Origin of the sequence: Agromyces sp. H17E-10, from assembly GCF_022919715.1 — a bacterium.
GTDB lineage: Bacteria > Actinomycetota > Actinomycetes > Actinomycetales > Microbacteriaceae > Agromyces.
The window spans coordinates 2,794,175-2,812,444 of the sequence record NZ_CP095042.1 but is presented as its reverse complement, the minus strand read 5'-3'; the positions used below and the strand labels follow the sequence as shown (position 1 = coordinate 2,812,444).

The window sequence follows — 18,270 nt, the reverse complement described above, 5'->3', positions numbered from 1 at the left end:
GCCGCACATCATGTCCACCTCCACAGCCGCCGCACCACGTCGGTGGCTCGGGCTCGCGCTCATCGCCGCGGCCCAGTTCGTCGTCATCATGGACACGTCGATCATCGGCGTCGCCCTGCCCGACATCCAGGCCGAGCTCGGCTTCACGCCCGAGTCGCTGTCGTGGGTGTTCAACGCGTACGTCATCGCCTTCGGCGGGCTGCTGCTGCTCGGCGGCCGGCTCTCCGACCTGTTCGGCGCCCGCCGCATGTTCATCACCGGATGGCTCGTACTCGCCGCCGGCTCGGTGCTCGCGGGCGCCGCCTCGAACGTCTGGCTCGAGATCGCCGGCCGCGCAGTCCAGGGCGCGGGCGCCGCGCTCATCGCGCCGGCCGCGCTCACGCTGCTCATGGTGCTCTTCGGCGGCACGCCCGAACTCCCCCGCGCCTTCGCCGTCTACGGCGCCGCCGCCCCGATCGGCGGCACCGCGGGCGTCTTCCTCGGCGGCGTGCTCACCGAGTACGCGAGCTGGCCGTGGGTCTTCTACGTGACCGTGCCGATCGCCGCCCTCGTCATCGTGCTGACGCCGTTCGCCCTGCCGGTCGTGCCCCGCGGACGCGGATCGGTCGACGTCGCCGGCGCGATCACTGCGACGCTCGGACTCGCCGCCGTCGTCTACGGGGTCGTGCGCGCCCCCGAGGTCGGGTGGGCCTCGGCCGAGACGATCGTCGCGCTCGCGGCCGGTGCGGTGCTGCTCGCGCTGTTCTTCGTGATCCAGGCGCGCAGCCGCCAGCCGCTCCTGCGTCTCGGCATCTTCCGTGCGCCGCGCCTCGGTGCCGCGAACCTCGCGCAGCTGCTGCTCGGCGCGGCTTGGGTGCCGATGTGGTTCTTCCTGAACCTCTACCTGCAGCAGGTGCTCGGGGCCGGCGCATTCGCGTCGGGCGCGGCGTTGCTGCCGATGACCGCCCTCATCGTGATCGGCATGGTCGCGCTCGCGCCGCGCCTGCAGGCCAGGTTCGGCGCCAAGCCGCTCATCGTCACCGGCTTCGTGCTGCTCGCGATCGGCCTCGGCTGGCTCTCGCTCGCTCGGCCAGACGGCAGCTACCTCGCCGACGTCCTGCCCGCCTCGCTCGTCGCCGCGCTCGGCATGGCGCTCGCGTTCGTGCCGTCGCTCGGCACGGCGATCGGCGCGGCGAACCCCGAGGAGACGGGCGTCGCCTCGGGCCTCGTCAACACGAGCTACCAGATCGGCTCGGCCGTCGGGCTCGCCGTGCTCACGGCGGTCGGAGCGGCCGTCACGGCGGGCGGCACGGATGCTCCGGCGCTGACGGCCGGCTTCTCGGCGGCGTTCCTCGGGGCCGGCGTCGTGGCGGTCGTCGGGTTCATCGCGACCGCGGTGCTCCTGCGCGGGGCACGCACCGGGGCCGCGGGCTCGGCCCGATCGTCAGGCGAGGCGGCTGAGACGGACACGACGGTCGCCGTCGACGTCTGAGGGGCACGTCCCGTTGCAGCGTCGCGGCGCCCGCCCGGTCGAACCGGTGCGGGCGCCGCGGCGCGTCGGTGTGTCAGATTCCGCCGCTGCCGCCGTTGTCGCGAACCGCATCGACGGCGAGCGCCCGGCCCATCGCGTCGCTGTGCGCGCGATCGCCCGAGTACAGCGCGACGTGCGGGTCACCGGGACGGGATCGGGTGCGACGGTCGCGCAGTGCGAGCCAGATCGCCGAGGCGATGATGACGACCACGACGCCGATGATGGCGATGATGCCGAAATCCATGAGCCGACCTCCCCTGTCCGTATGGCGCCAGACTAGTGCCGTCGGAGCGCGGGCGACAGCCCGAAATCACCTGACCACGCCCGGCAAGGTCAATAGGTCGGCACTGACTCCATCACCATGCGGAAGACCTCGGCCATCATCACGAACACCCACGCGACGACGAGGACGATCATCACGGCGCTGACGGCGATCGCGACCCACATCGGTGCGCTGCCGCGGCCCGCCTGGCGCTTGACGACGACCGAACGCCCGATGACGTAGACGAGCGAGCTCAGGAACGCCCACGCCCAGTGGAACGTCCGCCCGAATCCTCGCCGAGCAAGGGTGGCCCGATCGAGGTAGGCGAACCAGACCGCGACACCGTACAGGACGTAGCCCAGGACGCTCAGCACGAGGTACCACGGGTCCGTGTAGGGCCCCAGAGCCTGCTCCATGGTCGACATCGACGGGTCGAGCGAGATCGAGCGCTCGAAGTATCCGCGCCAGTTCCAGAAGAAGAGCGGGAGCACGCCGAGCAGCGGCAGGAAGATGATGAGCCAGATCCAGACCGTGTCGGTCGGGGTGCCGGCCGCCACGGTCTGCGAGGCACTGCCGTAGGGAGCCGGCTGCTGCGGCGAAGCGTAGGCACCGTACTGCGGCTGCTGCTGCGCATATGCCCCGTACTGAGGCTGCGGCTGCGGCTGCGGCTGCGCGTACGCCCCGTATTGCGGCTGCACCGGCTGGGGCGGCGGCGCCAGCGGCGTCGCGTAGTCGGTCCACCGGGTGCCGTCCCACCAGCGCTGGCCCTCCGCACCGCTCGGCTCGGGGTACCAGCCGGGCGGCGGCAGCTGCGGATCCGTCATCGTTCCTCCAGTCGGGTCGAGCCCTATCGTAGGCGGCACGACCGTGACACGGCGAGGACCGGGCGAGACTCGACGACTACAGCTCGACGACGGTCATGCCCGAGCCGGAGGCCCCTGCCGTGCCCATCGCGGCGAGCGCCGCCGGCACCTCGTCGAGCGTGATGCGCCGCCCGACGAGCTCGATCGGGCGGAAGTCGCCGGACGCGACCGCGCCGAGCATGGACGGGTACTCGTGCGCGGCCATACCGTGGCTGCCGAGCAGTTCGAGCTCTCCCGCGATGACCGCGTCCATCGGCATCGCTGCGAGCGCGGAGTCGCCGACCATGAGCCCGATCTGCACGTGGCGTCCGCGCTTCTTCAGGCTCTGCACGGAGGCGAACGACGTCTCGCTCGAGCCGAACGCGTCGACCGAGACGTCGACGCCGCCGCCCGAGGCCTCGACGATCCGCGCGGCGGCCCCGTCGCCGCCTTGGATGGGCACGGCGCCGAGCGACTCGGCGGCGGCGAGCGCCGCGTCGGCGACGTCGACGCCGTAGACCTTCACGCCGGCCGCGACCGCGATCATGATCGCCGAGAGGCCGACCCCGCCGCATCCGTGCACCGCGATCTGCTCACCGGGTGCGAGTCGGCTGCGCGACACGATCGCCCGGTAGGCGGTCGCGAAGCGGCAGCCGAGCGAAGCCGCCTCGACGAAGCCGAGCGACTCGGGCAGGCGGATGAGGTTGAGCTCGGCCTCGTCGATCGCGACGAGCTCGGCGAACGAGCCCCAGTGCGTGAAGCCCGGCTGCGACTGGTGGTCGCACACCTGCTCGTTGCCCGACAGGCACTCGTCGCAGCGTCCGCACGCGCAGATGAACGGCGCGGTGACGCGGTCGCCGACCTTCCAGCCGCTCTCCTCCGAGACCTCCGAACCGAGTGCGGCGATCTCGCCGGCGAACTCGTGGCCCGGCACGTGCGGCAGGCTCACGGTGTCGTCGTGCCCCATCCACGCGTGCCAGTCGCTGCGGCAGAGGCCCGTCGCACGAACCCGGATGACGGCGCCGCGGGGCGGGCAGGCGGGTTCGGGCACCTCGGTGAGGCGAGGCTGGGCTCCGAATTCGTCGAAGAGCACGGCGCGCACGGGGGTCCTCTCGGTTCTGCGGTCCCGTCGGGTCGGGAGGGCGGGCGCCGCTCGACCCGGCGGCCCCACCCGCGCCGCGCGCGCGACATCCGTGAGCCTACCGGCCCGCGGCCCGCTTCCCGACGCGGTGGTGCTCCTGCGGCGCGATCTCGCTGGCCGTGCCGAACCGCCGACGATGCCAGACGCCGACGAGCTCGATCAGCACGCACGCGATGGGCACCGTGATCGCGATGTCGACGATCACCTCGACGGGCAGCGGCTGCAGCTCGAGGAACGCGACGGCGATCGGCACCGTCAGGACGAGTACGAGGCCCGCGACCATCGCGGCGAGCACCGCCGCCTTGACGAGCGTGAACGGACGCGAGAGCACGGCGAGGATCCAGAGGCCGACGAGGGCGAGCGTGATCGTGCACGCGGTGCGCACCACCGCCTCGGGCTCGCCGAGCGCCCGGGCAAGACCCGACACGACCGTGATCGCCGCGGCGACGACGAGCCCGGCGGGGATCGCGAACGAGAGCGAGCGCTGCAGGAACCCGGGTACATAGCGCCTGCTGTTCGGCAGCAGTGCGAGCAGGAACGCCGGGATGCCGATCGTGAGCCCGTCGGTGACCGAGAGCTGGCGCGGCAGGAAGGGGAAGGGCCAGAGCAGGATGCCGAAGACGACCGCCATCGCGATCGCGTACGCCGTCTTCGAGAGGAACAGCATCGAGACGCGTTCGATGTTCGCGATCACGCGGCGCCCCTCGGCGACGACGCCCGGCAGGTGGGCGAAGCGGCTGTCGAGCAGCACGATTCGCGAGACCGCCTTCGTCGCGGCGGAGCCCGACTCCATCGCGATGCCGAGGTCGGCCTCCTTGATCGCGAGCGCGTCGTTCACGCCGTCGCCCGTCATCGCGACCGTGTGCCCGCGGGCCTTGAGCGCCCGCACCATCGCACGCTTCTGGGTCGGCGTCACGCGGCCGAACACGCGGTTCGCCTCGAGCACCTCGCCGAGCGCGCCCTCGTCGTCGGGCAGGTCACGGGCGTCGAACCCGTCGCCGGCGTCGAGCCCGACCTCGCGGGCGACCGCCGCGACCGTGCGCGGGTCGTCGCCCGAGATCACGCGCACGGCGACCTGCTCGCGGGCGAAGTACTCGAGGGTCTCGGCCGCGTCGTCGCGCACGGCCTCGCGGAAGGTGACGAGCGCGACGGGGCGGAGGCCGGCCGGCAGCCGGGCGGCATCGGCCTCGGCCTCCGTCAGCGGGGTCGCGACGTGCGCGAGCAGCAGCGTGCGCAGCCCGCTCTCGGCGAGCACGCGCGCACGGCCGAGGGTGTCGTCGGCCGCGGCATCCCCACTCGGCCCCTCGACCGCGAGCACGAACTCGGGCGCCCCGAGCACCCAGGTGCCGGGTGCGCCGGCCCCGAGCGCGACGGCGCTCCACTTGCGGTCGGACGAGAACTCGATGCGGGCGATCACCTCGGGGTGGTGCCCGAGGGGATACTCGTCGGCGAGACCACGGGCGGTGGCGTTCGCGTCGGGCTGCGCGCCGTTCCAGGCGAGCGCGGTGCGCCACCCCTCGGGTTGCGCGTCGCCGAGCGGATGCTCCCCCGCGAACCGCACGTCGCCGGTCGTGATCGTGCCGGTCTTGTCGAGGCAGATGAGGTCGACGCGCGCGAGCCCCTCGACCGCGGGCAGCTCCTGCACGAGCACCTGCCGCGCGCCGAGCTTCACCGCGCCGACCGCGAAGGCGATGCTCGTCATGAGTACCAGCCCGAGCGGGATCATGGCGATCACGGCGGCGACCGAGGCGACCGCTGCATCCCGCCATTCACCCGTCTCGATCGCGTGCTGCCACCCGCCCGCCGCCTGCATGTTCGCGTTGACGACGATGAGCATGATCGGGAAGATCGCCCACGTGATCCACTTCAGGATCCGGTCGATCGAGCCCCGCAGCTCGGAGTTCACGAGCGAGAACCGCTTGGCCTCGGCGGTGAGCCGGGCCGCGAACGCGTCGTCGCCGACCGCGGTCACGCGCACCCGGCCCTCGCCGCCGACGACGATCGAGCCCGACAACACGTCGTCGCCGACCTCCTTGGCGATCGGCTCGGACTCCCCCGTGAGCAGCGACTCGTCGACCTCGAGACGCACGCCGTCGAGCACGCGCCCGTCGGCCGTCACCTGATCGCCGGCCCGCAGCACGACGAGGTCGTCCTGCACGACCTCGCGCACCGCGATGACCTGCTCGGCGCCGTCGCGCACGACGCGCGCGCGGGGCGCGTGCAGGAGCGCGAGCCGGTCGAGCGAGCGCTTCGCGCGGTACTCCTGCACGACGCCGATCGCGGCGTTCGTGATCGCCGCGAGGCCGAAGAGCGCGTCCTGCCAGCGGCCGAGCACGAGCAGCAGCAGGAACCCCGTGACGACGATGCCGTTGAAGAGGGTGAAGACGTTGGCCCGCAGGATGCTCCAGATGCTGCGGCTCGAGGCGTCGTCGGCCACGTTGACTCGGCCGTCGCGCACGCGCTCGGCGACCTCGTCGGCGGTGAGTCCCTCGTTGTGCACGTCGGTGATCGCGGATGCCTCGCCGCGATGACCCGCGCCTGCGCCCTGCACGTCGTCCATCGAACCCCCGTTCGGCGTGACGAGGTCGAGTCTGTCACACGAGCTGTGGCGGGCCGAGCGTCCGTCGCGCACTCGCCGCGGCATCCAGATTGTGTAACAATCTCTCATGCGTTTCGTGTTCGCCGTGCTCCTCGCCGCCGTGTGCTTCGGCACCACGGGCACCGCCCAGGCGCTCGGACCCGACGCGAGCGCGCTCTCGCTCGGCGCCGCCCGGCTCGTCATCGGCGGCGGCGCGCTCGGCCTGCTCGCCCTCTGGCTCCGGCGGCGGCGCGGCGCGGACGGGACACCCGCCGTGCCGCCGACCGGCCCCGCGCCGACCGGCCTGGCGCCAGCGCCCGCGGCGCGCCGCCGGGTGCCGTCGTGGCTCGTCGTGCTCGCCGGCGCGGGCGGTGTGCTCGCCTACCAGCCCGCGTTCTTCGCGGGCACAGCGGCGAACGGCGTCGCCGTCGGCACGGTCGTCGCCCTCGGCTCGGCTCCCGTGCTGACGGGAGCCCTCGACTGGATGCTGCGACGGCGCTACCCCGGACACCGCTGGGCGCTCGCGACGACGATCGCCACGGTCGGCGTCGCGATCCTGGCGGCGAGCACTGCCGGCACGGCGGGCGGAGCGGGCGCGGCGGCCGGGCCGCTCGGCCTCGCCGCCTCGATCGCTGCGGGCGCCTCGTACGCCGTCTACACGCTCGCGGGCAAGGCGCTGCTCGACCGCGGCTGGACGGGCACGGGCAGCATGGGCGCCCTGTTCGGCACGGCGGCGGTCGCGAGCGTTCCGGTGCTCCTCGGTTCGGATGCCTCGTGGCTCGCGACACCCGCCGGACTCGCGACGGCCGCCTGGCTGGGGCTCGTGACCATCACGCTCGCCTACGTGCTCTTCGGGTACGGGTTCAGCGGACTCGCACCCGCCACGGTGTCGACCCTCACGCTCGCCGAACCGCTCACCGCCGGCGTGCTCGGCGTCGCGCTGCTCGGCGAGCAGCTGACGTTCGGCGCGGCGGTCGGACTAGCGGTGCTCGCGGGCGGCATCGTCGTGCTCGCGGCGGGCGGAGCGGGAGGGTCTCGTGCGTCGCGGCGATCGCACCGGTCGGCTTCCCGGCGCCTTCACACGGGTGCCCCGGCGGGCGCGGGTGCCCGGGCGGGCGCGGGTGCCCGGGCGGGCGCGGCCGGTGTCGGGGGTGCGGACTAGCGTCGCGCGTATGGACGTCATCCTCATTCCCGGATTCTGGCTCGACGCGTCATCCTGGTCGGAGGTGGTGCCGATCATCGAAGAAGCGGGGCACACGGTGCATCCGCTGACGCTGCCCGGCCTCGAGTCGGTCGACGCCGACCGCTCGGGCATCGGCCTGCGCGACCACATCGCCGCCGTCGTCGCCGCGGTCGACGCACTGCCCGGGCGGGTCGTGCTCGTCGGGCACTCCGGCGGCGGCGCCATCGCCCACGGCGTCGCCGACGCACGGCCCGACCGCATCGCCCGCGTCGTGTACGTCGACGCCGGCCCGCTCGCCGACGGCGACCCCATCAACGACGAGCTCCCGATCGTCGACGGCGAGATCCCGTTGCCTGCGTGGGAGGTGTTCGGCGACGAAGACCTCGTCGACCTCGACGAGTCGCTTCGGGCAGAGTTCCGCGCCCGGTCGGTGCCCGAACCGGTCGGCGTCGCGACCGACCCGATCGAGCTGCACGACGAACGCCGATACGGCGTGCCGATCACGATCATCGCGTGCGAGTTCCCGAGCGGGATGCTCGTCGAGTGGATCGCCGGCGAGGTGCCGTACGTGCGCGAGCTCGCGAAGGTCGAGCAGGTCGACTACATCGACCTGCCCACGGGTCACTGGCCGCAGTTCACGAAGCCCGTGCAGCTCGGGCAGGCGATCGTCTCGAGCCTGTCGAGCTGACGGCCGACGCCGGCAGCCTCAGGCGTCGTGGGTGGCGCGTGCGTCGGCGGCATCGGCACCCGGCTCGGTGTCATCGGCAGTCTCCACCGCCTCGGTCGGACCAGTGATCGTCTGCGGTTCGGCGTACCAGTGGTCGACTCCTCGCGGACAGGTGCACGCGAGCACCACCGTCTCGTCGATCGTCACCGCACGGAAGAACTCGCGGTGCGGCACTGGAATCCGCCGGCGTCGAGGCATGAGATCCGCTCCCTTGCGGGGCACGCGTGCGGTGCCCGTCACCTGAGAGACGTGCCGCCACCGAGATCATGACGCGAGTCGCGCGAATCGGGTGCGTCGTGCGATCGGCATGAGACGAGCGAGTGGCACCGATCGAGTGAGGCGCCCGTCGCGGTCAGAGCTGCCCGGCCGACACCGAGAACGTGTCGCACGCGCCGGCGCCCTCCTCGAAACCGGTGCGGAACCAGTCGACGCGCTGCGCGCTCGTGCCGTGCGTGAAGGTGTGCGGGTTCACCTGGCCCTGTGCCGCCTGCTGGATGCGGTCGTCGCCGACGGCGGCCGCCGCGCTCAACGCGTCGCGGTACTGGGCTTCGGAGATCGGGCGGAGGAACGGCACGCCGTTCACGTCGGGCACCGACGAGGCGTTCGCCGCCCAAGCACCGGCGAAGCAGTCGGCCTGCAGTTCGACGCGCACCGAGTTCGAGGCCGGTCCGGTCTGCCCGTCCTGCGCGCGCTCGAGGATGCCGAGCTCGTTCTGCACGTGATGTCCCCACTCGTGCGCGATGACGTACATCTCGGCCAGCGGTCCGCCGCTCGACCCGAACCGGCCGCGCAGCTCGTCGAAGAAGCTCACGTCGAGGTAGATCGTCTGGTCGGGCGGGCAGTAGAACGGCCCGGTCGCCGCCGACGCGTTGCCGCACCCGGTCGAGGTCGCGGTGTCGAACATGACGAGATCGTACGGCGCGGCGTAGTCGAAGCTGAGCTTCTGCGCCTCGCCCTCCCAGTACTCCTCGAGCGAGGCCGACGCCCCCTTCATGCGGCACTCGACGTTCTCGTTGGCGTCTTCGCCCGTGAGGCACTGCTCGAGCGACGCGTCGCTCGACGAGCCGCCGCCACCGCCCGCGTCGACCCCGCCGCTGCCGAGCAGGCCCGTCAGATCGACGCCGAGCAGTTGCGAGATCACGACGAGTGCGAGCGCGCCGAGGCCGCCGCCGACGGCGATGCCCGTGTTGCGCCCCCGCTTCGAGGCCTTGCCCCGCGAGATGTCCGCATTCGGATCGAACGTCATGAGCCGACGCTACTCCGACGCCGGCGCGTCCGCTGCCCCATCGACAGGCTCAGGGGGCGCCGGATAATCTTCGGCGAGCGCGCCACCGCCCTCACCCGTGCCGGACGACGACGACAGCACGGCGCCCTCCTCGGCGAACCGGTCGGTCGCCGTGATGAGCGCGTCGAGGATGCCGGGTTCGTCGAACGCGTGGCCCGCGTCGTCGACGATGATGAACTCGGCCTCCGGCCACGCGAGGTGCAGGTCCCACGCGGTCATCACGGGCGTGCACACGTCGTACCGGCCCTGCACGATGACGGCGGGGATGTCGCGCAGCCGCGTCGCGTCGCGGATGAGCTGCCCCTCCTCCCACCAGCCGCCGTGCCGGAAGTAGTGGTTCTCGATGCGGGCGAACGCCGTGGCGTACTCGGGCGCCGTGAAGCGGGCGATGTTCTCGGCCTGCGGCAGGAGCGTGATCGTCGACGACTCCCAGCGCGACCACGCGATGGCCGCGGGCTCGTGCACCTCGGGGCGAGGATCGGCGAGGAGCCGCCCGTACGCCTCGATGAGGTGGGCTCGGTCGGCTGGGTCGATCGGGGCGACGAACTCCTCCCACAGGTCGGGGAAGAGCGCCGACGCGCCACCCTCGTAGAACCAGTCGAGTTCCGACCGCCGCAGCGTGAAGATGCCGCGCAGCACGAGCTCGGTGACGCGTTCAGGATGGGTCTGCGCGTAGGCGAGCGCGAGGCCGCTGCCCCACGAGCCGCCGAACACCTGCCAGCGGTCGATGCCGAGGTGGGCCCGCAGCCGTTCCATATCGGCGACGAGGTGCCACGTCGTGTTGGCCGAGAGATCGGCCTCGGGCTCGGAGGCGTGCGGGATCGACAGCCCGCAGCCGCGCTGGTCGAACAGCACGATGCGGTACCGCTCGGGGTCGAAGAGGCGGCGGTGCGACGGCGACGTGCCGCCACCGGGACCGCCGTGCAGGAACACCACCGGCTTGCCGTGGCGGTTGCCCGACACCTCCCAGTAGATGTGCTGTCCGTCCCCCACGTCGAGCATGCCGGTCTCCAGCGGCTCGATCTCCGGATACATCTCTCGCATGCGGCAACGGTAGCGATCGGCGGATGCGGCGGGCCGATGCCGCGCCGCAGCGGGCAGCGGGTTGACAACGGGCGGTCGATCGGCGCAGGGCGGCCGCGGGTCGACACACGGTTAGGCTCTCGGTATGGCTTCGACGAAGCCGGTCACCGTCACGCTCACGGGCGCCGGCGGACAGATCGGATACGCGCTCCTGTTCCGCATCGCCTCCGGGGCGATGCTCGGCCCCGACACCCCGGTGCGGCTCAACCTGCTCGAGATCCCGCAGGGCGTGCGCGCCGCCGAGGGTGCGGCCCTCGAACTGCAGGACTCGGCGTTCCCGCTGCTGCGCCACGTCGAGGTCTACGACGATGCGAAGGCCGCCTTCTCGGGGGCGAACGTCGGCCTCCTCGTCGGCGCTCGCCCGCGCACCGCAGGCATGGAGCGCGGCGACCTGCTCGCCGCGAACGGCGGCATCTTCGGCCCGCAGGGCGCGGCGATCAACGCCGGCGCCGCCGACGACATCCGCGTCGTGGTCGTCGGCAACCCGGCCAACACGAACGCGCTCATCGCCGCCTCGAATGCTCCGGATGTCCCGGCCGAACGTTTCACCGCGCTCACGAGACTCGACCACAATCGAGCCCTGGGTCAGCTCGCGGTCACGGTCGACACCCCCGTCGCCGACCTGCGCGGCGTCACGATCTGGGGCAACCACTCGGCCTCGCAGTTCCCCGACCTCGCGCACGCGACCGCCGCCGGCGACTCCGTGCCGGCCCTCCTCACCGCCCGGTTCGGCACCGACGGCTACCGCGAGTGGCTCGTCGACGAGTTCATTCCGCGGGTCGCCAAGCGCGGCGCCGAGATCATCGAGGTGCGCGGCTCGTCGTCGGTCGCGTCGGCGGCGGCCGCGACGATCGACCACGTGCGCGACTGGGTCGGCGGCACGCCGAACGGGTGGACGAGCGCCGCCGTCGTCTCCGACGGGTCGTACGGTGTGCCCGAGGGGCTCATCTCGTCGTTCCCGGTCGAGTCGGTCGACGGCGCCTGGCGCATCGTGCCGGGACTCGAGCTCGACGCGTTCGCGCGGCATCGCATCGAGGCATCCGTGGCCGAGCTCGCCGACGAGCGCGAGGCGGTGCGTTCGCTCGGGCTCATCTGACGCGAGCGTGCGGCGCCTAGGCTTGGAGCATGGCCGAATCCCCCAGCCCGTCACCCGCCGCCCGCCGCAAGCAGCTCATCGTGGGCCTCATCGTGGGGCTCATCATCGGCGTGGTCGTGAGCCTGTGGACGACGTTCTGGCTCTGGCTGCCGGCCGGCCTCGTCGTGGGTGCGGTCGCCGGCCTCATCATGAAGCCTCCGGCCGACAGCTGAGTTCTCGAGCGGGTTTCGAGACGCGTCGCCGCTGCGCGTCGGCGCTCCTCAACCAGCGGTGGTGGTCGCGAGGTACGCCTCGATGCCGTCGATGAGGCGGGCGAGGGCGAACTCGAACGCCTCAGTCGGCGGCGCGACGTCGATCGCGCCCGCGGCCTGCCCGACGCGACCCGAGACGGGGTAGCGCTCGGGATCCATGATGCGGTCGAGCAGCGGCGCGTTGCGCTCCCACCAGTCGTCGTCGGACTCGGCCGAGGCCCGCTGCAGGCGCTCGGCGTCGAGGTGCGCACGGGCGGGGCCGGCGACGAAGCCGAGCAGCATCGTGAGCACCCGGTCGAGGTCGACGTCGTCGAACCCGAAGCCGTCGATCGCGCGCAGGCACCACTCCCAGTGGTCCGAGATGTGCGGGCCGAGCGGCGGACGGCTCGTGTCGATCGCGAGCAACCACGGGTGGCGCAGGTACTCGTTCCACTGCAGGCGGGCAATGAGCGCCAACCGGTCGCGCAGCGACCCGGTCGCGACCGGCAGCGGCACCTCGCCCGCGACGTGGTCGACCATGAGCTCGATGAGCTCGGCGCGGCCGGGCACATACGTGTAGACCGACATCGGCTTCATGCCGAGCCGGTCGGCGATGCGGCGCATCGAGAGCGCCTCGAGCCCCTCATCGTCGGCGAGCAGCACAGCGGCCTCGACGACCTCGTCGACGCTCGAACGCTGCTTCGGGCCGCGGGTGCCGACGGGCCGTCCCAGCCGCTCGCGCCAGAGCAGTCGCAGGGTGAGGTCGGGCTCGCCGAGCCCCGTGGAATCAGCGGGCATGCGCGCTAGCCTACATTCTGCGTACGCCTCACGGTGTTCAGACTGACGCGTGCCGGCCTCAGCCGACGAACTCGGCGACGACCGTGCCGAGCTCGGCGCGCACCTCGGCGTCGTCACGCGTCGACACCCCGTCGCCGGGCTGTGCGCCGTAGTCGCCGAAGTCGGCGTGGTTCACGCCCGCGAGCTCGACGAACTCGGTGTCGGCGGGCAGCAACGGAGCGGCCGCCGCGATCTTCTCGGGCGTCGACAGTCCGTCGTTCGCCCCCGAGATGCTCAGCACGTCGAGTCCGGACTCGCTGAGGTCGTTCGCACAGTACGAGCCGAAGAGCACGAGCCCGACGACCGACGGCTCGCCCGCGGCATCCGACCCGCCGCCCGCGAGTTGGCACGCACGCACCCCGCCGAGCGAGTGCCCGCCGACGTACCACTCGTCGACCTCGGGTGCGAGGGCGGTGAACGTCGACAGCGGCCGCTGATCGAAGAACGCGAGGTTGAGCGTGGGCTTCGTGATCACGACCGTCAGCCCCGACGCCTCGGCCACGCCCGACAGCTTGTACAGGTACGCGTACGGGTCGACCTTCGCGCCCGGGATGAACACGAGCCCCTCCCCCGTCGCGCCCTCGACGGGCTCGATCACGATGCCCACGTCGGTGCTCGTGATCTCGACCGCGTCGTCGCGCCACGCCTCGAGCGCGGCCGGGCGCTCGCCCTGCATCACCGTGTGCGCGTAGACGAGGAAGACGACCACGACGAGCGCGAGCACCGCGACGACGGCGGCGAGGATGCGGAGGAAGCGAGCCATGCCCACAGTCTGCCGGGCCGACGCCGCCCGGCGCGAACGGGCGAGGGCCGGAGCATCCCGATCATGGATGCCCCGGCCCTCGCCGCTCGACGCCTGCGGCGCTACTTCTTCTTCTTGGCCTTCGACTTCTCGGGCACCGGCAGGGTGCCGGCCTTGCGCTGCGCGTCGAAGTAGGCGCGCGCCTCGTCCTGGCGCTCCTGCTCGATGCCGGTCGCGATCGTCGCGCGCAGGTGCTCGGGCTTGAAGCCGAACGCGTCGACCAGGTCCTGCGCGTGCGGGCGCAGGCGCTCGATGAGCCGGTCGATGTAGGCGGTCACGGCCTGGGCGCGCTGCGGCGACAGGCGGCCGTTGATGAGGTACCACGCGAGGTGCTTCTCGAGCAGGCCGAGGCCGAACAGGTCGCGCACCCACGTGAGCACCTGCTTCGTGCCCGGGTCGGTCGTCTGCGCGAGACCCCGGGTGAAGGCCTCCCACTGCAGCAGCTCGCCGTGGGCGCGGGCCGCCTCGATGAGCTCGTTCTGGTTGCGGTTGAACGCCGCGGCCGCGTCGGCCTTGGGCAGCTTGCGCGCGTCGCGCAGGCGCCCGGCGATCTCGGCGATCATCGTCTCGACGCGGTCGGTGAGCAGCTCCCGCTGCGTCTCCTCGTCGCGCAGCTCGCTCACCGAGCGGGCGGTCGAGCCGAAGTCGGCGATCGTCTGGCCGAGGCGGCGCAGGCCCGTGCCGTGGTACGCGCGCTCGGCGGTCTGCGCGACGACGTAGCGCGCCATGGCCCCGGCGTCGGCGTTCTTGAACTGCTTCGAGAAGTCGGTGAGCAGGCGCTTGGCGACGAGCTGCAGCAGCACGTTGTTGTCGCCCTCGAACGTCACGTAGATGTCGAGGTCCTGGCGCAGGCCCACGATGCGGTTCTCGGCGATGAAGCCGGCGCCGCCGCAGGCCTCGCGCGCCTCCTGCAGGGTGTCGAGCGCGTGCCACGTCGAGAGGGGCTTCAACGCGGCGGCGATGGTCTCGAGGTCCTGGCGGTCGTCGTCGGTGTCGGCCTTGCCGCTGAACACGGCGTCGAACTTCACGAGGAACTCGTCGTGCGCGAAGTACTGGGCGTAGGTCGTCGCGAGACGCGGCAGCAGGCGGCGCTGGTGACGCTGGTAGTCGAGCAGCACCTCTTCGTCGGTGTCGCTCGACGCGGTGAACTGGCGGCGCTGGTTGCCGTAGGTGATCGCGATCGCGAGGCCCATCGCGCTCGCGACGGTCGAGGCGCCGTCGAGCGAGACACGGCCCTGCACGAGCGTGCCGAGCATCGTGAAGAAGCGGCGGCCGGGGCTCTCGATCGGCGACGAATAGGTGCCGTCGGGGGCGACGTCGCCGTAGCGGTTGAGCAGGTTCTCGCGCGGGATGCGCACGTTCGTGAAGTGCAGGCGCCCGTTGTCGATGCCGTTGAGGCCGCCCTTGAGGCCGTCGTCCTCGCCGCCGACGCCCGGCAGGAACTCGCCCTCGTCGTCGCGGATCGGCACGTAGAAGCAGTGCACGCCGTGGTTGACGCCCTTGGTGATGAGCTGCGCGAACACGGTCGCGTGCTTGCCGTGCAGGCCCGCGTTGCCGAGGAACTCCTTCCACGCCGCACGGAACGGCGTGTGGATGACGAACTCCTCGGTCTCCTCGTCGTAGGTCGCCGTCGTCGCGATCGAGGCGACGTCGGAGCCGTGCCCGATCTCGGTCATGGCGAAGGCGCCGGGCACCTCCAGCGACATGATCGCGGGCAGCCACTTGTCGTGGTGCGGCTTCGTGCCGAGGTGCAGCACGGCGGCGCCGAAGAGGCCCCACTGCACACCCGACTTGATCTGCAGGCTCGGGTCGGCCATGACGAGCTCTTCGAACGCGGCGATGTTGCCGCCGTGGTCCTCCTGGCCGCCGAGCGACTTCGGGAACGCGCGGTGCACGGCCCCCTCCTCGACGAGGAGCTTCAGCTGGCCCAGCACGCGCTCCCGGTGCTCCGCCATCGGCTGGCCCTCGATGCGCTGCAGGTCGGGCCGGGCGGCGCGCTCGCGCGAGGCGATGCGGATGTCGGCCCAGGTGCCGAGCAACTGCCGGCCCAGCTGCTCGACATCGATGCTCGGCTGGCCGGATGCCGCGGGGCGGGCGCCGTTCGCGGGCGCCGCGCCGCTCGTGGCGGCGGCGTTGCGTGCGGGCGCGGCCTGCTCGGCGCGCGCCTTCGAGGTGCGTGGTGCGGTGTCAACCATCGTCGGTCTCGTCCTTCGTGTGGAGTCGGTGTGCGTGACATGGCGGCGCTGGACCCCCGGCGTCGCTGAACCTCTCTCCACGGTAGGACGGCGCTCCCGTACCCCGAAACGGTGCGTTCGCGCCCTACAAACGAGCGCCGGACGCCTCCGACGGGCACTGTACGCCCTCTACAAAGCGGGGCCACGCCGACGCAGTGGCATCCACAATCGCACTCAGTCGCGGAAGAACGCGCTCGCTCGCCGGGTCCAGAGCATCGCGATCACGATGACCGAGATCACGGCGCTGAGGTACTCGCCGATCGCACCGGCCGGATAGGCGATCGCGAGGAAGATCGACGAGGCGATCGAGATCACCTCGATGATCGTCACGACGAGGCGCGCCGCCGAGCTGCCGCGCAGCAGGCCCGCCGCGACGATCATGACGACGACGCCGATGAGGATCGACACGATCGCCGATGCGATGAGCTGGCTCGCACCGCCGAACGACTCGACGGTCGCGGCGACGCTCGTCTGGAAGAGCAGGATGGTGCCGCCGATGATGTCGAGCAGCCCCGAGATCCAGACCAGCACGGCGATGAACGTCACGCCACCCGGGCGTTTCACGGCTCCCATGCTGCGATGCTAGCGACGATTCGCCGCCGAGTAGCGCAGGCCGTGCCCGTGCCGGAACAGCGGGTCGGCCGTGTCGAACGGCACGTCGGGACGGCTCGCCTCGACCGCGGCCATGCTGCGCGGCAGGTCGAACGGCAGGCTGCCGCGCGGCTCGGCGGCCCCGGTCAGCACGTCGAGGAGGGCGTGCGCGTCGGCGCCCCAGTTCGCGGTGAGGGCCGCGACCTCGTCGACGATCGGGGTCAGGATCGCCGGCCGGTCGAGGAACACGTCGACGACGGTCGGCACCGCGGCCGCGACCTCGCGCAGGTGATCGAGCACCCCGGCCGGGAAGTCGAGCGAGCCCGAGTGGAAGAAGTTCTCGAAGAACGTCGGCCGCTCCTCGAACGGGGCGGCGAGGCGCAGGATCGCGACCTCGGCCTCGGCCGGCGTGTCGACGACCTCGCCGTACTCGGCAGCGACGTCGCGTTCGATGCCCTCGACGTAGAGCTTCAGTCCGCGCGCGATCGGCAGGGTCGGCGAGGATGCCGCGGGCGAGGCATCCGCCTGCTCGGTGTTGACGAGCAGGGTGATCGCCGCCCGCTGCGCGGCCCGCCCGGCCTCGACGAACTCGGCGGAGCCGACGACGCGACGTGCGGCCTCGACGTCGACGAAGCGGCGGTCGAAGAGTCCGAGCACGAACTTCTCGCGGAGGAGCCGTCGGGCCGAGGCATCCACCCGCTCTTCACTGATCTCGCCGTCGCGCACGAGCCCGACGACGAGCTCGGGGCAGGCCTCGCCGCCGAACTGGTCGCAGCCGGCGTCGATGACCTTCTTGACGCGCTCGCGCGGGCTGAGGTGCTCGACGCCCCACGCGCGCGCCGGGAACGGCTCGCCCATGATGTCGTCGTCGTTGATGAGCCCCCAGTCGGTGCAGACGATGCCGTCGAAGCCGTAGCGGGCGCGCAGGAGCCCCGTGATGACCGACTTGTTGAACCCGAAGCCGACCTCCTCGTACTCGGTGCCGACGGGCATGCCGTAGTACGGCATGATCTGGCTCGTGCCGGCCTCGAACGCCGCCTCGAAGGGCTTGAGGTGCAGCTCGAACTCGCCGCCCGGGTAGACCTGCTCGCGTCCGTGCGCGAAGTGCGGGTCCTCGCCGTCTCGCTGCGGCCCGCCGCCCGGGAAGTGCTTGGTCATGGTCGCGACCGAGTCGGCCCCGAGCGTCTCGCCCTGGAAGCCGCGGATGTAGGCGGCGCCGAGGCGGCTCGCGAGCTCGACGTCCTCGCCGAACGTCTGCAGTGCACGCGACCAGCGCGGCTCGGTGGCGAGGTCGATCTGCGGGTGCAGCGCCACGCGGATGCCCACGGCCGTGTACTCCTGCCGGGCGATGTCGGCGAAGCGCTCGACGGTCGCCTCGTCGCCGATCGCGGCGAGGCCCATGGGCTCGGGCCACACCGAGAACGCGCCGGCGAAGAGCGCGGCGAGCGGGTTGTCGCTGTAGGAGTTGCGCGGGTCGGACGAGATCGTCACCGGGATGCCGAGCCGGGTCGCCGCGGCGACCTCCTGCAGGCGGTTGTGCCACTCGGCGAACAGGCCCGGGTCGGTGGGGGCCTGGTGGATGTTGAAGTGGTTCAGGTGGAGGCCGTTGACGAGGTGGTCGGTCGAGTCGGCGGCGGGGGTGTCGGCGGCGGGGGTGTCGGCGGCGTCGCCGGCTGCCGGCTCGACGAGCGTGCCGTCGGGGTTGATCGCGATCACCGTCTGGAAGAGCAGGCCCGCCTTCTCCTCGAGCGTCATCTGCGCGAGCAGGATCTCGACGCGCTCGGAGACGGGCAGGCTCGCGTCGAGGTAGCGGGTGTCCACGAGCGCGGGCGCCGTGTGCTGCAGGTCGGTCACGGTCAGGTCGGTCAC

The 18,270-nt window shown here is 72.1% G+C and carries 17 protein-coding genes; 5 read left to right on the top strand and 12 right to left on the bottom strand.

Annotated elements, in window-relative coordinates; all coding sequences use genetic code 11:
• Window positions 1-10: 10 nt before the first annotated feature.
• Window positions 11-1,471, top strand: a complete 1,461-nt coding sequence (locus MUN74_RS12655; RefSeq protein ID WP_244852632.1) for an MFS transporter — start codon at window positions 11-13, stop codon at window positions 1,469-1,471.
• 73 nt (window positions 1,472-1,544) lie between these two features.
• On the opposite strand, the gene MUN74_RS12650 is transcribed toward MUN74_RS12655, so the two are convergent.
• From MUN74_RS12650 to MUN74_RS12635, 4 genes are all read right to left on the bottom strand, one after another.
• Window positions 1,545-1,754 (bottom strand): hypothetical protein, encoded by a 210-nt coding sequence (locus MUN74_RS12650; protein WP_244852630.1) that lies wholly within the window; start codon window positions 1,752-1,754, stop codon window positions 1,545-1,547.
• 89 nt (window positions 1,755-1,843) lie between these two features.
• Window positions 1,844-2,596, bottom strand: coding sequence for a DUF2510 domain-containing protein (locus MUN74_RS12645; RefSeq protein WP_244852629.1), 753 nt, complete (start codon window positions 2,594-2,596; stop codon window positions 1,844-1,846).
• A 76-nt stretch (window positions 2,597-2,672) separates the two neighbouring features.
• Entirely contained in the window at window positions 2,673-3,716 is a 1,044-nt protein-coding gene (locus MUN74_RS12640; RefSeq protein WP_244852627.1) for a zinc-dependent alcohol dehydrogenase family protein, read from the bottom strand.
• A 97-nt stretch (window positions 3,717-3,813) separates the two neighbouring features.
• Window positions 3,814-6,315 carry an HAD-IC family P-type ATPase gene (locus MUN74_RS12635; RefSeq protein WP_244852625.1) on the bottom strand — a complete coding sequence of 834 codons (2,502 nt, stop codon included), beginning with the start codon at window positions 6,313-6,315 and terminating at the stop codon, window positions 3,814-3,816.
• 106 nt (window positions 6,316-6,421) lie between these two features.
• Between MUN74_RS12635 and MUN74_RS12630 the strand changes: the two genes are divergently transcribed.
• Both MUN74_RS12630 and MUN74_RS12625 read left to right on the top strand, forming a co-directional pair.
• Window positions 6,422-7,495: an EamA family transporter gene (locus tag MUN74_RS12630; protein ID WP_244852623.1), complete on the top strand. Its 1,074-nt coding sequence runs from the start codon at window positions 6,422-6,424 to the stop codon at window positions 7,493-7,495.
• A 10-nt stretch (window positions 7,496-7,505) separates the two neighbouring features.
• Window positions 7,506-8,204, top strand: coding sequence for an alpha/beta fold hydrolase (locus tag MUN74_RS12625; RefSeq protein WP_244852622.1), 699 nt, complete (start codon window positions 7,506-7,508; stop codon window positions 8,202-8,204).
• A gap of 18 nt (window positions 8,205-8,222) precedes the next feature.
• Here the strand turns inward: MUN74_RS12625 and MUN74_RS12620 are convergent, their stop codons facing one another.
• The 3 genes from MUN74_RS12620 to pip all read right to left on the bottom strand — a co-directional run bounded on the left by MUN74_RS12620 (window position 8,223) and on the right by pip (window position 10,572).
• Complete coding sequence (locus MUN74_RS12620; RefSeq protein ID WP_244852620.1) at window positions 8,223-8,441, bottom strand: hypothetical protein; 219 nt, start codon at window positions 8,439-8,441, stop codon at window positions 8,223-8,225.
• Window positions 8,442-8,595: 154 nt separating this feature from the next.
• The gene (ypfJ, locus tag MUN74_RS12615; protein WP_244852619.1) at window positions 8,596-9,489 is read right to left on the bottom strand and encodes a KPN_02809 family neutral zinc metallopeptidase; all 894 of its coding nucleotides are present in this window, start codon (window positions 9,487-9,489) and stop codon (window positions 8,596-8,598) included.
• Window positions 9,490-9,498: 9 nt separating this feature from the next.
• Window positions 9,499-10,572 (bottom strand): prolyl aminopeptidase, encoded by a 1,074-nt coding sequence (pip, locus tag MUN74_RS12610; RefSeq protein ID WP_244852617.1) that lies wholly within the window; start codon window positions 10,570-10,572, stop codon window positions 9,499-9,501.
• A gap of 124 nt (window positions 10,573-10,696) precedes the next feature.
• Between pip and MUN74_RS12605 the strand changes: the two genes are divergently transcribed.
• The gene (locus tag MUN74_RS12605; protein WP_244852616.1) at window positions 10,697-11,707 is read left to right on the top strand and encodes a malate dehydrogenase; all 1,011 of its coding nucleotides are present in this window, start codon (window positions 10,697-10,699) and stop codon (window positions 11,705-11,707) included.
• 29 nt (window positions 11,708-11,736) lie between these two features.
• Complete coding sequence (locus MUN74_RS12600) at window positions 11,737-11,919, top strand: YhcB family protein (protein ID WP_244852615.1); 183 nt, start codon at window positions 11,737-11,739, stop codon at window positions 11,917-11,919.
• Between the two features lie 48 nt (window positions 11,920-11,967).
• Here MUN74_RS12600 and MUN74_RS12595 read toward each other — a convergent pair whose 3' ends face one another.
• From MUN74_RS12595 to MUN74_RS12575, 5 genes are all read right to left on the bottom strand, one after another.
• A complete protein-coding gene (locus MUN74_RS12595; RefSeq protein ID WP_244852614.1) occupies window positions 11,968-12,735 on the bottom strand; it encodes a TetR/AcrR family transcriptional regulator in 768 nt (255 codons plus the stop codon).
• A gap of 58 nt (window positions 12,736-12,793) precedes the next feature.
• A complete protein-coding gene (locus MUN74_RS12590; RefSeq protein ID WP_244852612.1) occupies window positions 12,794-13,537 on the bottom strand; it encodes an alpha/beta hydrolase in 744 nt (247 codons plus the stop codon).
• Between the two features lie 101 nt (window positions 13,538-13,638).
• Window positions 13,639-15,771, bottom strand: coding sequence for an acyl-CoA dehydrogenase family protein (locus MUN74_RS12585; RefSeq protein WP_244852610.1), 2,133 nt, complete (start codon window positions 15,769-15,771; stop codon window positions 13,639-13,641).
• A 213-nt stretch (window positions 15,772-15,984) separates the two neighbouring features.
• The gene (locus tag MUN74_RS12580) at window positions 15,985-16,383 is read right to left on the bottom strand and encodes a DUF7144 family membrane protein (RefSeq protein ID WP_244852608.1); all 399 of its coding nucleotides are present in this window, start codon (window positions 16,381-16,383) and stop codon (window positions 15,985-15,987) included.
• 9 nt (window positions 16,384-16,392) lie between these two features.
• Window positions 16,393-18,270 carry a glycoside hydrolase family 3 protein gene (locus tag MUN74_RS12575; RefSeq protein ID WP_244852607.1) on the bottom strand — a complete coding sequence of 626 codons (1,878 nt, stop codon included), beginning with the start codon at window positions 18,268-18,270 and terminating at the stop codon, window positions 16,393-16,395.

Coding starts and splice junctions, on each gene's coding strand:
- MUN74_RS12635 (WP_244852625.1), bottom strand. CDS start 6,315: ATGGACGACGTGCAGGGCGCAGGCGCGGGTCATCGCGGCGAGGCATCC.
- MUN74_RS12625 (WP_244852622.1), top strand. CDS start 7,506: ATGGACGTCATCCTCATTCCCGGATTCTGGCTCGACGCGTCATCCTGG.
- MUN74_RS12595 (WP_244852614.1), bottom strand. CDS start 12,735: ATGCCCGCTGATTCCACGGGGCTCGGCGAGCCCGACCTCACCCTGCGA.
- MUN74_RS12605 (WP_244852616.1), top strand. CDS start 10,697: ATGGCTTCGACGAAGCCGGTCACCGTCACGCTCACGGGCGCCGGCGGA.
- MUN74_RS12645 (WP_244852629.1), bottom strand. CDS start 2,596: ATGACGGATCCGCAGCTGCCGCCGCCCGGCTGGTACCCCGAGCCGAGC.
- ypfJ (WP_244852619.1), bottom strand. CDS start 9,489: ATGACGTTCGATCCGAATGCGGACATCTCGCGGGGCAAGGCCTCGAAG.
- pip (WP_244852617.1), bottom strand. CDS start 10,572: ATGCGAGAGATGTATCCGGAGATCGAGCCGCTGGAGACCGGCATGCTC.
- MUN74_RS12620 (WP_244852620.1), bottom strand. CDS start 8,441: ATGCCTCGACGCCGGCGGATTCCAGTGCCGCACCGCGAGTTCTTCCGT.
- MUN74_RS12655 (WP_244852632.1), top strand. CDS start 11: ATGTCCACCTCCACAGCCGCCGCACCACGTCGGTGGCTCGGGCTCGCG.
- MUN74_RS12590 (WP_244852612.1), bottom strand. CDS start 13,537: ATGGCTCGCTTCCTCCGCATCCTCGCCGCCGTCGTCGCGGTGCTCGCG.
- MUN74_RS12580 (WP_244852608.1), bottom strand. CDS start 16,383: ATGGGAGCCGTGAAACGCCCGGGTGGCGTGACGTTCATCGCCGTGCTG.
- MUN74_RS12600 (WP_244852615.1), top strand. CDS start 11,737: ATGGCCGAATCCCCCAGCCCGTCACCCGCCGCCCGCCGCAAGCAGCTC.
- MUN74_RS12630 (WP_244852623.1), top strand. CDS start 6,422: ATGCGTTTCGTGTTCGCCGTGCTCCTCGCCGCCGTGTGCTTCGGCACC.
- MUN74_RS12650 (WP_244852630.1), bottom strand. CDS start 1,754: ATGGATTTCGGCATCATCGCCATCATCGGCGTCGTGGTCGTCATCATC.
- MUN74_RS12585 (WP_244852610.1), bottom strand. CDS start 15,771: ATGGTTGACACCGCACCACGCACCTCGAAGGCGCGCGCCGAGCAGGCC.